Origin of the sequence: Paenibacillus sp. 1182, assembly GCF_017833915.1 — a bacterium.
Lineage (GTDB): Bacteria > Bacillota > Bacilli > Paenibacillales > Paenibacillaceae > Paenibacillus > Paenibacillus polymyxa_D.
Genome location: NZ_JAFICR010000020.1, coordinates 56,566 through 69,245, shown reverse-complemented (window position 1 = coordinate 69,245; position 12,680 = coordinate 56,566). Strand labels below are relative to the sequence as shown.

Sequence of the window (12,680 nt, the reverse complement as noted above, 5' to 3'; positions counted from 1 at the left end):
ATCCACGTCCTTCGTTGAAATTAATTCTTGGAAGCCTGTTGCTCGTAGAGAGGAAAGTCGCCATACACATGGCTGATTTTTTCATGCACATCCGCAAGATCAGCATATACCTCGACGACCACAAGCTTGTTCTCCTGATACTTTTGCCAAGCAAGCTGAAGCTGTTCCCGTGCCTCTCCCTTACTCCGAATTGCGAGGCTCTCTACAAACTCATACTGGGGAATTTGAATTCCTGTCTTGGCCGCCTCAGAAACAAACGGGAGGGACTGCCCTGTGAGATGCTTATAATTCATCTGATTCTGTAACCAACCATACCCACCATTATTGAGTACGACATAGATTAATGGTATTTGATACTCCACCGCCGTCATAAAATCCGAACAGAAGAGATTGAACGCACCGTCACCTACAAGTGCCACTACTGGACGTTGCGTTGCCACACTTGCTCCCAGAGCAGCAGCCGCACCGAATCCTAGGCTTGTTTGATCACTAGGAACAATCGAAAGAGAGCCTTGGGCAAAGCGGAAATATGGATAAAAATAGGACCACATATCCTGCAATCCATTCTCTTGAAGAAGCACCAGATTTTCGGGGAACTCCGTCTGAATCATGTCCAACAGCTCAGGAACGTGGATCCCAGGAGCCTTTTGCAATTCCTCCAGATAGATAGCCCTATGAGAAAAAGCCTTCTCTTTACAGCTCCTGATTGTTTCAAGCCACACTCCATCAGGCTTCTGCCCTAGCCGATCATGCCATTGCTCCACTGCTGCATATCCATCACCAAGCACTTTGATACCCCTGTATTCGTGTGCAAAATCCTCCAGATTTACATTGACTTGAATCAAAGGTGTATCCTGTAGCAGAATATCCCACTCGAACGTAGCCGTTTCTTCCAAGCGGCTGCCCAGTGTGATCACCACATCAGATTCCTTCCAGATTTGTCTTAGACTGAGATCCGTATAGAGTCCGGCAACACCGCAGAAAAGTTCGTGTTCTTCATCCACTACACCCCGTCCCGAGGCAGTTGCGAACAAGGCCGCTCCATGTTGGTGAGCGAACCGCTCAATCACATCACCTGTACCTGACTTCATTCCCCCTCCGACTAGAATGAGCGGCCTGCGCGCCGTCTTTATAATCGCCCAAGCCGCATCCAACTCCCGACGAGACGGAGAGCACGACAGCTTTTCTGGTGGGGTAAACTGAAGCCCTGTTGGCACAGGCTGGTCCATCAGGTTTTCAGGGAGTTCGATATAGACAGGACCCGGTGCTCCATTGATAGCCAAAAAGGCAGCCCGCTCCATCGCCCATACAAGCCGATCCACATGCTCGACACGATAAGCCCATTTTACGAGCGGCTTCACGAGTGAAATTTGATCGGCTTCCTGAAAGGATCGGGTACCCAGCTTGTCTCCGCCAGTACCAAGCGCCAGAAGCAGGAGCGGAGCGCCCAGGTTCTTGGCTTCCAGCAGCCCTGTAAGTGTATTACTGAGCGCAGGGCCTTTCCCCACAACACATACGGACATCTGGTTGGTGGTGAGCGCATAACCTGCTGCCATGAACACAGCATTACGTTGATCTTTGCACAAAATAAAATCCATACCGGATGAGGGGAGTGACGATACGATTTTGAGATCATCACTTGGTAATCCAAAGAGATGCTGAACCCCAGCCGATTTTAAGTAGCCAATAATGGCATCCCAGGGGAAGAAGCTCGCAGTCATACCAAACTCCTCTTTTCCGACAAATATTCTGCGACAATTTCTGAAATCAAGATCGGCTTCGAAATGAGCTTGAAATCGTAAAAAATATAGTTCGACATCGTGCCGTAGCCACCAAAAGGCTTATTGCCTTGATCCACATCCTCAAGCGTCTGATTAATGGTCAATGTGTGCTTCTTTCGTAGAACGTCAGTCAGGTGCTCCGATCCGTATAAGCTGCAACCCATTGCACGTTCACTGAAATAACTGGAGGAAATACGCTTGATCAGTTGCTCGTCGTCTTGGTAGCTAACTACATTGAAGACTGGCGAAAAATACTCAATAATCTCCAGATTCTGATCCAATTCACTATATACAACCGTTGGCTCCATCTTTTTCGTACGGAAATCAATGCCGCCGCCGTAAATAATAAATTTGTCGTTCGTGTTAAAATACTCAGAAACCGAATATAGCGTGTCTTTGTAGAATATAGGGGTATAGTTTGCGTTCGGATCATTGTTGGCTCCAAACACGAGTTGGTCAAGCTGTTGAATCAGCAGATCTTTGAAATGCTCACTCACATCTTGATGTACCAGAATGATGTCGGGACCTAGGCAGTCTTGTCCAGAGTTGAACAATCTCATTCGGATTACATCGGTAACCGCCAGCTCCAGATCTGCATCAGGCCCGATAATGAAAGGATTTAGCCCTTGTCCGTAAAAAATGTAGAGCTGATCTTTTCGAATCTGTTTTTTGATCTTCTCTGCATTGGTATAGCTTCCGGTGAACACCACAATATCAGCTGGCATAACGGAATTCTCCATGAACACCTTCTGGCTAACTTTACGAATATAGATGGGTAATCCATGTACAGCCTGAAGCTTTTCATGCAGCATGTTGACGTACTCATTTACGTGAGAAGAAGGGCGAAAGTCTATATTTTCAACGTACAGGGACGGAATCAAAAGGTATAATGCATAGGAGTATAAAATGACGTTGGAAGGCATGAATACAGCCATAGATCGTTGCCGACTTGGCTGATAGGTCTGCACTTCTTGCAGAGCACCTTGAAGTGTGAGGATCGTGGAGTCAATTTCTGCATTGGCGGCCCGATAGGATGAAAATTGCGTGAGAATATCCATCACTTCCTGCCGATTTTCAATCAAATAATTGAGGCATTTCAGAATAGATTCATGCCTTTCCAAAAACAGTGTGTTTTCTGCCAATTCTGGATTTATATTCATGGCACATTCTCCCTTTCCTATATGCGGTTTTGGTAAATATCTTGCTATACTTTGCGAGAAGCAACTTTTTCCAGGGCAATACGCTCCATCTCCAAACGATCCACTTTTCCATTGCGATTTAAAGGAAAGTGGTCGAGCGGAAGCAAAAGATCGGGAAACATGTATGAAGGGAGCACACGATTTATTTCTTTGCGGAGTACAGACAAGGCTTGCAAGGATTCGCCTTCGATGAAGGCAACAAGTAATGTCCCTTTAGCCTCATCCTCCAAGGTGATCACGCAGGATCGGTAACCTAGAGAACCAATCCGGTCCTCAATATAGACCGGAGATACCATATAGCCCATCCGGTTGACCGTCTTGCCGCTGCGTCCAATGACATACAGCATTCCGTCATCCAGATAGCCCAGATCCCCCGTCTTGAACCAACCGTCCTGTAGAACGGATTGCGTCAGGTCTGGACGATTCAGATAACCTTCCATGCATCCAGCACTGCGTATCCACACTTCGCCTACGACACCGTCCGTCTGCTGTTTGCCTGTAGAATCTAGTATTTTCAAATCCACACCAGGTAATGGTAGTCCACAACCCTTCGGACACTCTAGCGTCCCCAGCGTAACGTTGCCCAGTTCAGAAAGACCGTAACCATTCAGCAGGGGCTGTCCAAATATGTTGTTAAATTTCTCTTCAAGGTCTTGGGTAAGTGGAGAACCGCCTACGCACCACATGCGCACCGGGGCTTCCTTGACCATTTCCAGTTGTTCGGGTTTTCGGTTTAGCATACGCAACAAGGTGTAAAAAGCAGAGGGGTTAGCATCTACGACCGTCGCCCGGTCTTTCGTAATACTTGCAATGACGCTCCAGAGGTTTTTTGGATTGCAGATGATGAGAGAACATGAGGTTAACCACCAGGAGAAGATAAGTGAGATTCCATAAAAATGAGAGAAAGGCACAACGGGGAGCATATGGTCAGACGGTAGGTAGTTCATGGCGTGTATGGAATGCCTGATGTTCTCCATAAAAGCTGAACCAGCTTTCACGATTCCCTTGGGTTTTCCCGTCGTACCTGAAGAATACAGAATGAGCGCATCTGGCCTCTCGCACCACTTGTTAAAGTCGAGGGCTTCAAGCTTTGGCTCTCCCACCCAATCCGGGTGCACTGTTTCTTCTTGAATCAGATCTTGAATCAGAATAACGAGTGCATGAGGAAGTTCTAAATCGGAATCCGTAAGGATGCAACAGGCATCCGCTTCATCATAGATTTGGGCCACCTCATCGAGCACAGTCTGCTCGTCCACCACAGTCACCGAAACAGCGATATTGCACAGGGAGAACAGAGACACAACAAACCAATAAGAATTGGCCGCTTTCAGAATCACTCTACCGTCTTCGGGAATGCCTCTGAGAGTCAACATCCGGGAGAAGATCGTAACGTCTCGCTCCAGACGCTCCCTGGTCATAATTCCTTCAGATGAGATAATCCGGCAATCCGTATGCGTAATAAGCACAACGTTCCCTCCTTACATCCCCGTAATATGGTATCCAGCATCTACATGGATAACTTCACCCGTAATGCCTCTCGATAAATGGGAAAATAGGAATAACGCCGTATCTCCGACTTCAGACGTATCAACCGTCTTGCGTAGGGGCGTAGTTTCTTCAATATGTTTGAGCATTGTGTTAAAATCCTTAATGCCATAGGCAGCCAAAGTCCGTATCGGACCAGCGGAAATCGCATTTACACGAATGCCATATGTGCCCAGATCATTCGACAGATAACGCATGCTGGCTTCCAGTGAAGCCTTCGCCACACCCATAACATTGTAATTTTTGATCGCTCGTTCTGCGCCAATATACGTCATGGTGACGATACTCCCACCCTCTGTCATCAGTGGGTACACTCGACGGGATACAGCAGCCAAGGAATAGGCGCTGATTTCTTGTGCAACGGCGAATCCCTCGCGAGAAGTGTCAACGAACAAGCCATCCAAATCCTCAGCCTTAGCATAGGCGACACTGTGAAAATAACCATGCAACACGCCTACTTTTTCTTTTAGAAAATCCGCCAATGCATCAAGCTCTTCATTGCTTTGTACATCGCAAGGACAGACCAGTGCTCCCGGAATGGTTTCAGCAAGCTTTAGTACCCGCTCTGCAACCCTCTCATTTTCGTAAGTAAAAATGAGTTGTGCCCCTTCAGCAGCTAAAGATTGAGCTGTCCCCCAAGCAATACTCCTGTTATTAGCCACGCCCATAATCAAAATGTTCTTACCGCTCAGTAGTACTGCCACAGAAACCACCTTTCTTTTTTACATTTTTAAACAAAATAACAACTTAATTGAGTATGTCTACATTTATAGACATATGTAATCTTTCCTGGAATATTATCGCGTTAATTGCCAAACTTAGATAGGCGACGTTTTAGGCAAATCACAAAATTTATTTTAAAATTTGTATAACACATCATGTATGCTGTCTGTCATCTCACAAAAAATAATTGTGTTGCTTCTGTTGGTCTGTGTTCAAATCGAAAGGGATACATGTGTGTGAAAAAAGGTAGCGAGGCGAAAATAAGGTGACTGTCAAAGCAAGTTAAACATAAAATCCGCATATTTTTGTAAATATTTACATTCCAATGACAGACTCACCCCACTACCGGAAGTAACCACTTCATTTTCACCAACAATGACTCTCCCGATTTGAACATCCTGAGTGACCAGCCAGATATCATCTAAGTGTAAAACCTTAACCTTTATAGACTACGCTTTTGTTTTTTGGGAGCTAAAGTATAGCTAAAGGAGACAACAAAGTCGATTACCAGAACGATCGCCCATGTTTGCATAATGCCCTCCAAAGACACCGTACGCTGAGGATCATCAACATACACAATGATGGCGAGCAACAAAGCATTACCTATAGCCCAACCCAAAAGGTGAAGCAACCAACCTATCCGTTCCTCTTTTGCATGAGCAGCACCATACTTGCGTTCAGGCTTGGGTCCCTTACCAAACCAATGGGAGAACCGTACATCCGCCCACTTAATTAACCTATGACCAAATGCTACTGTAATACCAAAATAACAGGCCGCCAAGCCAGTAGCAGTCGTAATCTCCATGCCACTTTTCACCGTGATAAACACCGCAATTAGTAGCAGGATATCAATAATGGGGGTAAATAGTAAAAGAAGGCCGCCTAACTTCTTCAAGCCAAACATATACCTTGCGATCAAGCCTGCAACAACAAAAACCCAAAATAAAACTTCGGCACTAATAATAAATAAATACATAATAGATGATTCCTTTCAAATTAGAAATTGGTATTCACCTCAACTATCCCCCTTTCATGCCCACTATCATACAATATTATACATAATATTCCTAGTATTTTGTCTATAATTACATAAAAGGAAACAAATAGCCGTTTTTTCTGCAAAAAACAGTATCTGTTCAAACTATTTCGTCTTGTTCTCAAAATGGGCATTTTTCATGATATGCTACCCATAAAGAATTATGATGATCTGAAATGAAAAAAGATGTACCTATGCTAATCAGCACGGGTACATCTTTTTTCACCGATACACTATCCAATTACAATATGCCCTTCGGGACGACGGTACAATGTCTTGGTTGAGCGTGGACGAATGGCATAGGCAATCGTAAGAGGACCAATTCGACCAATAAACATAGTCACACAAATAATCAGCTTGCCTGCGTCAGACAACCCTGGCGTCACTCCTACGGACAACCCTACCGTTCCAATTGCGGAAGCAGCCTCAAATGCCAGGGAGAGAAATGGGGCATCCTCTGTCATTAAGAGCAGTATAACCACAATCGAGAATATAAATAGGGCTAGTACAATAATGGTCAGCGCCCGCATCATGATATCTTTGGGGACCCTATGACGGAAAAATACAATTTCCTTCTGTCCTCGCATGACGGCGATTAGCGCACCTACCATAAGCAGAAACGTAGTCGTTTTGATTCCTCCTCCCGTGGAGCCCGGAGAAGCACCGATAATCATCAGCAACATAATAAAAAACTGACTTGCCTGCCTTAACCCGCTGATATCGACTGTGCTCGTACCTGATGATCTCGTGGAGACCGATTGAAAGACAGCTCCATATACTTTGCCTTCCCAGTTCAGCGCACCCAAGGTTCGTGCATTGGTAAACTCAAAAATAAATAAAACCAGCGCACCAATCACAATGAGCGCTCCCGACACGCTTAGCACCATTTTGGAGTGTAGAGATAGTCTCCGGGTACGGCGAAAATCGAACAAATCGCTAAGTACAAGGAAACCCAAGCCTCCTGATATAACGAGCACAGATGCAATCATATTGAAAACAAAATCTCCAGCGTACTGTTGGAAGCTAGTCCCGAACAGATCGAATCCCCCGTTATTAAAGAGGGATACGGAATGGAATATTCCATAATAGATCGCTTGTCCGACAGGCATCTCTCGCATCCACCGCAAAGCCAAGACAACGGCAGCTATCGCCTCAATGGTAAAAGAAAAGATCAGCACCTTGCGAATAATACGCACGATCCCTTCCATGCTATCGGCATTAATAGCCTCCTTAAGCAGCAACCGATCCTTCAGCGATAATCGCCGCCCCAATAACAGCGCAAACAAGGTCGCTAAGGTCATAAACCCCAGCCCGCCTAGCTGCATCAGCACCAAAATGACGGTTTCGCCAAACATCGTATACGTTGAATCGACGTCAACGACGACCAGTCCTGTGACACAAGCGGCTGAGACGGACGTAAAAAGCGAATCAATCCAATGCGGAGCATGACCACTATGATTGGCAACAGGAAGCATCAGTAGCAAAGTACCCAATGCAATAATCAATAAATATCCAATGACCAATATAAAAGGAGGCGATGCGAACCGACTAAGCTTGACGCTGCGTTTCATTAGAGTATTCTCTCCATCCGTTCTTATGAAAAAGAGGAACAAGACACGGGAAACCCGGCTGATCCTCTATATTCATAATGTTATGTTATTCTACTGTACGGTTACGCATATGCGGGAAAAGCAGCACATCGCGAATGGAAGGCGCATCTGTCAGCAACATGACCAAACGATCGATGCCGATGCCCAATCCGCCTGTTGGCGGCATACCGTATTCCAAGGCGCGGATAAAGTCATCATCCATTTCATGAGCCTCATCGTTACCGTGCTCACGTTCCAGCAATTGAGCTTCAAAACGTTGGCGCTGGTCGATTGGATCATTCAGCTCAGTGAACGCATTCGCATGCTCACGAGCGACCACGAACAGCTCAAAGCGATCCGTAAACCGCGGATCTTGTTCGTTTTTCTTGGCCAACGGCGAGATTTCAACCGGATGTCCCGTAATAAAGGTTGGCTGAATGAGCGTTTCTTCTACGAACTGCTCAAAGAATGCATTCAGGATATGGCCAAAGGTCATGTGCGGTTCAACCGGAACTTTATGCTCTTTCGCAAGGCGATGAGCTTCTTCATTACTCATCTGCACGCTAAAGTCTACGCCTGTTACTTCTTTAACAGCATCAACCATGGAGACTCTGCGCCATTGCGGCGTCAGATCCACTTCCTGGCCTTGATATTGAATGTGCTGTGTGCCCAGTACTTCTTGCGCAATATGTGCAACCATGTTTTCCGTCAATTGCATGATATCTTTATAATCAGCATACGCTTCATACAGCTCAATCATCGTAAACTCAGGGTTATGGCGGGTCGAAATACCTTCATTACGGTAAACACGACCGATCTCATATACTTTCTCCATTCCGCCGACAATTAGTCGTTTCAAATGGAGTTCAATAGCAATACGCATATAAAGCTGCATGTCCAATGCATTATGGTGCGTAACAAATGGCTTCGCTGCCGCTCCGCCAGCAATGGAATGTAATGTTGGGGTTTCAACTTCCAAATAGCCGAGCGAATCGAGATAACGACGCATGGATTGAATAATACGGGACCGTGTAATGAACGTTTTTTGTACTTCAGGGTTCATAACCAGATCGACATAGCGCTGACGGTAACGCAATTCAACATCCTTCAGACCATGATATTTCTCTGGTAATGGATACAAGGATTTGGACAAGACCTCAATATCGAGCACTTTGATCGTTGTTTCACCTGTTTTGGTCTTAAAGAGCACACCCTTAACACCAACAATATCGCCCAGATCCAAAATACCAAATGCTTTATATTTGGATTCAGGAACCGTATCTTGACGAACATAAATTTGAATACGTCCGCTAAGATCCTGTATATGAGCAAAGCTGGCTTTTCCCATAACACGTTTAGCCATAATACGGCCTGCTATGCTAACTTCAATATTCTTTTCTTCCAGTTCTTCCTTAGTCAAACTGTCATACTTGCTCAGTAGTACGCCCGCTTCAGCTGTGCGTATGTATTTGCGTCCAAAAGGATCAATGCCCAATGAGCGAAGCTCGTCCAATTTGGCACGACGAATTTGCAATAATTCACTTAATTCCTCGCGGTTTTCTTGTGTTTCCTGGTTAGTAGTTTCATCCGACATGGTGCTAAATCAGCTCCTTCAATATGAATAGACGGGCCGGGGTCCGTCCGGGTGTAGAGAAAAAAAGCTTCCACAAGGAAGCTTTTACATTAAATTCCAAAGTCCGTGTCTTATTTCTTGATATCCACGATTTTATATTGAATAACGCCTGCTGGAACGGTGACATCCACAACAGTTCCCTTTTTCTTACCGAGAATTGCCTTGCCAACCGGACTTTCATTCGAAATCTTGTTCTGTAGCGGGTCAGATTCGGCAGAACCTACGATAGCATACTCTGTAATATCTCCGAATTCCAAATCTTCAACAGTCACAGTTGCGCCTACTCCCACAACATCGGTGTCAATTTCATCACTATTGATAATGCGGGCATTGCGTAGCATCTTTTCCAACGTAATTACACGGCCTTCAATAAAGGCCTGCTCATTCTTCGCATCCTCATATTCGGAGTTTTCACTAATATCTCCGTATCCGATGGCTACCTTAATCCGTTCAGCCACTTCGCGGCGTTTGACAGACTTTAAGTTCTCAAGCTCATCTTCGAGCTTTCTAAGACCTTCCTGTGTCAGAATGACTTCTTTATCGCTCATCTTAACCGATTCTCCTGTCATGGGAAAAGTTTAAAAGTGCATCGGAATGCACGCTTTCAAAACATAATATGCCACTCTGAGGGAATGAGAACATTTCCTGCTGTTGTCTTGAGAGCTGCACACAATTTGTAGCATACATCAAGATTTTATACTGAACGATTATAGGGCAAGCAATTGGAAAAGTCAATCGCGCGCACAGGCAGGAACATCTTCCTTATTGCGCAACAGCAGCAGGAGATGCAGCACTTGTAAAAGGCTCATCGTTTTCTACCATGTGCAATTGAGATACAAATTGATCCAAAATACGTACCATATCGTCGCGCTTTGTTTCTTCCATAATGACATCCTTAATACGTGCTGAACCTTTAAGCCCCTTGAGGTACCAAGCCAGATGCTTGCGCATTTCACGAACAGCTACTGCTTCACCCTTCAAAGCAACCAGACGATCCATATGCAGAATGGCAATACGAATTTTTTCTTCCGGTGAAGGATCGGGCAACAGCTCACCTGATTGCAAGTACTCAATCGTACGGTAAAGCATCCACGGATTTCCCAGAGCACCGCGTCCGATCATAACGCCATCACAATTGGTCAAATCCAGCATACGGCGAGCATCTTCCGGTGATGCCACATCGCCATTTCCAATTACAGGAATGGAAACTGCTTCTTTAACTTCTTTTATAATATCCCAATTCGCAAGTCCCGTATACAGTTGCTCCCGTGTACGGCCATGTACGCTAACGGCCTGTCCTCCGGCACGTTCAACAGCGCGAGCGTTCTCTACGGCATAAATATGCTCACTATCCCAACCAATACGCATTTTCACAGTAACCGGCTTGTTTACTGATTCCACTACCGCCGATACCATTTCATAAATCTTGTTTGGATCGAGCAGCCAACGAGCACCTGCATCACATTTGGTCACTTTGGGAACCGGGCAACCCATATTGATATCAATAATATCTGCATTCGTTTCCTGATCTACGACCTTCGCTGCTTCCACCAGAGTTTCACGGTCGCCTCCGAAAATTTGCAAGCTAAGCGGCTTCTCGCGCTCATCTACAAACAGCATCTCACGTGTACGCTTGTTGCCGTGAATGATCGCCTTATCACTAACCATCTCTGCACATACCAAGCCTGTACCGAATTCCTTGGCGATCAGGCGAAAAGCAGGGTTGCACACGCCTGCCATCGGAGCCAGAACGACTTGGTTTTTCATTTCAATACCGCCGATTTTCAACATATCTGTTCACCCCTTTATTCTTTCTTTTGTATCATTATTTATCGTCATTCTGTCAGTTCCCGGACTTCAATTTCTAGCGTTTGGGCGATAATGTTCAGCATGTCTAAGTCTATTGTACGATTGCCTCGCTCCACAGCACCTAATACAGTCAAAGATATACCGGTACGCTCTGCCAACTCCTGCTGTGTGAACCCTTTTAGTTTCCGAAAGGCGCGGAGTCGTTGCGCCAGCTGCATGTTTTCCAAAGCTGTATGCCGTCCTTTCCATCCACAGAATTCAATGCAGTATGCACGATACTGTACAGACCGGACGGATCTTGGTTCGGAACGATGTCAGCCAAGGGAACCAGTACAAAAGCACGCTCCAACATGCGAGGGTGAGGAAGCTCCAAATCCGGTGTAGCCAGTTGTGCCGCTCCCATCCATAACAAGTCCAGATCAATGGTTCGTGGACCATTAGGAATATGTCTTACTCTCCCCAGACGACTCTCCACCTCCAGCATATATACCAGAAGCTCCTCTGGAGCAAGTGTTGTAGATAGGGCTACCGTCATGTTCAAAAAAGAAGGTTGATCCAGATACCCAACAGGCTCTGTTTCGTACAGGCTGGAGCACCGTATTACCCGGATACCCGGATGTTCGTCCAGCGCCGTAATGGCTTCATACAGGGTATGCTCGCGCTCCCCCAAATTAGCCCCTAAAGCAATATAAGCCTCTGATGCCTCAGAGGTCGAATGTGCATTCATGTATCTTTCCTACTTTCTTGCGCGATAAAGCTCAACCGTCACGCCTTGAAAATGAATATCAAATGGCGGATGCGGCTTCGTGACTTTGACAGTCAGTGCATTGACACTAGTATAAGTGTCCAGTAGGGAAGATGCAATACGTTCGCCCAAAGCTTCAATCAATTGGTAAGACTCCTTTTCTACAATATCTTTAACGGTGTAATGCACCTCGGCGTAATTAACCGTTTTGTCCAAAGCATCCTGCTCACCCGCTTCACGCAGATCAAGCTCCAGTTCCAAATCAATATAGTAACGTTGTCCCAGCTTACGTTCCTCTGGAAAAACGCCATGATATCCGTAATACTCCATACGATGCAATTTCATTTTATCCATTGTGGGTAGGCCCCCTGTTATTTATTAGATTTTTCTAAATAAGCTCAACTAAAGGTGTACACGCGGCACCACTACGCGGTCGGATGGTACTTCCCATCGCTGTTGTGCCCAGATTTCCTTATATTAGGATAAAATGGTTGGAATCCTGGCACAAAGGCGACCGCTTCGCTTGTACAGCACCATTCCGTCCACTTCGTTTTCGTTCTACTATTTTTTCCGTTCTTCTTACATTAATTTCTCTCTAAAAAATACAGTGACTTTATGGT

12 protein-coding genes are annotated in these 12,680 nt (G+C 45.6%); all 12 read right to left on the bottom strand.

The features are described 5' to 3' along the window. Window positions 1-20: 20 nt before the first annotated feature. Window positions 21-1,721: a thiamine pyrophosphate-binding protein gene (locus JOD82_RS27385; RefSeq protein WP_069011243.1), complete on the bottom strand. Its 1,701-nt coding sequence runs from the start codon at window positions 1,719-1,721 to the stop codon at window positions 21-23. Beyond that, window positions 1,718-2,941 carry an aldehyde dehydrogenase family protein gene (locus JOD82_RS27380; RefSeq protein ID WP_069011242.1) on the bottom strand — a complete coding sequence of 408 codons (1,224 nt, stop codon included), beginning with the start codon at window positions 2,939-2,941 and terminating at the stop codon, window positions 1,718-1,720. The genes JOD82_RS27385 and JOD82_RS27380 overlap by 4 nt, the downstream gene beginning before the upstream one ends. Before the next feature lie 44 nt (window positions 2,942-2,985). After that, entirely contained in the window at window positions 2,986-4,446 is a 1,461-nt protein-coding gene (locus tag JOD82_RS27375; protein WP_069011241.1) for a class I adenylate-forming enzyme family protein, read from the bottom strand. A gap of 12 nt (window positions 4,447-4,458) precedes the next feature. After that, window positions 4,459-5,229 carry an enoyl-ACP reductase FabI gene (fabI, locus tag JOD82_RS27370; RefSeq protein WP_029514642.1) on the bottom strand — a complete coding sequence of 257 codons (771 nt, stop codon included), beginning with the start codon at window positions 5,227-5,229 and terminating at the stop codon, window positions 4,459-4,461. A gap of 461 nt (window positions 5,230-5,690) precedes the next feature. Beyond that, window positions 5,691-6,224 (bottom strand): hypothetical protein, encoded by a 534-nt coding sequence (locus JOD82_RS27365; RefSeq protein WP_069011240.1) that lies wholly within the window; start codon window positions 6,222-6,224, stop codon window positions 5,691-5,693. A 293-nt stretch (window positions 6,225-6,517) separates the two neighbouring features. After that, window positions 6,518-7,855: a TrkH family potassium uptake protein gene (locus JOD82_RS27360; protein ID WP_209950324.1), complete on the bottom strand. Its 1,338-nt coding sequence runs from the start codon at window positions 7,853-7,855 to the stop codon at window positions 6,518-6,520. Window positions 7,856-7,940: 85 nt separating this feature from the next. After that, complete coding sequence (lysS, locus tag JOD82_RS27355) at window positions 7,941-9,467, bottom strand: lysine--tRNA ligase (RefSeq protein WP_029514639.1); 1,527 nt, start codon at window positions 9,465-9,467, stop codon at window positions 7,941-7,943. A 110-nt stretch (window positions 9,468-9,577) separates the two neighbouring features. Continuing rightward, window positions 9,578-10,054 (bottom strand): transcription elongation factor GreA, encoded by a 477-nt coding sequence (gene greA / locus JOD82_RS27350; RefSeq protein ID WP_013308160.1) that lies wholly within the window; start codon window positions 10,052-10,054, stop codon window positions 9,578-9,580. A gap of 214 nt (window positions 10,055-10,268) precedes the next feature. Then, window positions 10,269-11,297 (bottom strand): tRNA dihydrouridine synthase DusB, encoded by a 1,029-nt coding sequence (dusB, locus tag JOD82_RS27345; RefSeq protein WP_209950323.1) that lies wholly within the window; start codon window positions 11,295-11,297, stop codon window positions 10,269-10,271. Window positions 11,298-11,341: 44 nt separating this feature from the next. Beyond that, window positions 11,342-11,542 carry a helix-turn-helix domain-containing protein gene (locus tag JOD82_RS27340; RefSeq protein WP_185156379.1) on the bottom strand — a complete coding sequence of 67 codons (201 nt, stop codon included), beginning with the start codon at window positions 11,540-11,542 and terminating at the stop codon, window positions 11,342-11,344. Next, window positions 11,494-12,042 carry a 2-amino-4-hydroxy-6-hydroxymethyldihydropteridine diphosphokinase gene (gene folK, locus JOD82_RS27335; protein ID WP_029514636.1) on the bottom strand — a complete coding sequence of 183 codons (549 nt, stop codon included), beginning with the start codon at window positions 12,040-12,042 and terminating at the stop codon, window positions 11,494-11,496. The genes JOD82_RS27340 and folK overlap by 49 nt, the downstream gene beginning before the upstream one ends. A 9-nt stretch (window positions 12,043-12,051) precedes the next feature. Continuing rightward, entirely contained in the window at window positions 12,052-12,414 is a 363-nt protein-coding gene (gene folB / locus JOD82_RS27330; RefSeq protein WP_013368705.1) for a dihydroneopterin aldolase, read from the bottom strand. Between the last annotated feature and the right edge of the window lie 266 nt (window positions 12,415-12,680).

Coding starts and splice junctions, on each gene's coding strand:
- JOD82_RS27385 (WP_069011243.1), bottom strand. CDS start 1,721: ATGACTGCGAGCTTCTTCCCCTGGGATGCCATTATTGGCTACTTAAAA.
- JOD82_RS27380 (WP_069011242.1), bottom strand. CDS start 2,941: ATGAATATAAATCCAGAATTGGCAGAAAACACACTGTTTTTGGAAAGG.
- JOD82_RS27365 (WP_069011240.1), bottom strand. CDS start 6,224: ATGTATTTATTTATTATTAGTGCCGAAGTTTTATTTTGGGTTTTTGTT.
- JOD82_RS27360 (WP_209950324.1), bottom strand. CDS start 7,855: ATGAAACGCAGCGTCAAGCTTAGTCGGTTCGCATCGCCTCCTTTTATA.
- lysS (WP_029514639.1), bottom strand. CDS start 9,467: ATGTCGGATGAAACTACTAACCAGGAAACACAAGAAAACCGCGAGGAA.
- greA (WP_013308160.1), bottom strand. CDS start 10,054: ATGAGCGATAAAGAAGTCATTCTGACACAGGAAGGTCTTAGAAAGCTC.
- dusB (WP_209950323.1), bottom strand. CDS start 11,297: ATGTTGAAAATCGGCGGTATTGAAATGAAAAACCAAGTCGTTCTGGCT.
- folK (WP_029514636.1), bottom strand. CDS start 12,042: ATGAATGCACATTCGACCTCTGAGGCATCAGAGGCTTATATTGCTTTA.
- folB (WP_013368705.1), bottom strand. CDS start 12,414: ATGGATAAAATGAAATTGCATCGTATGGAGTATTACGGATATCATGGC.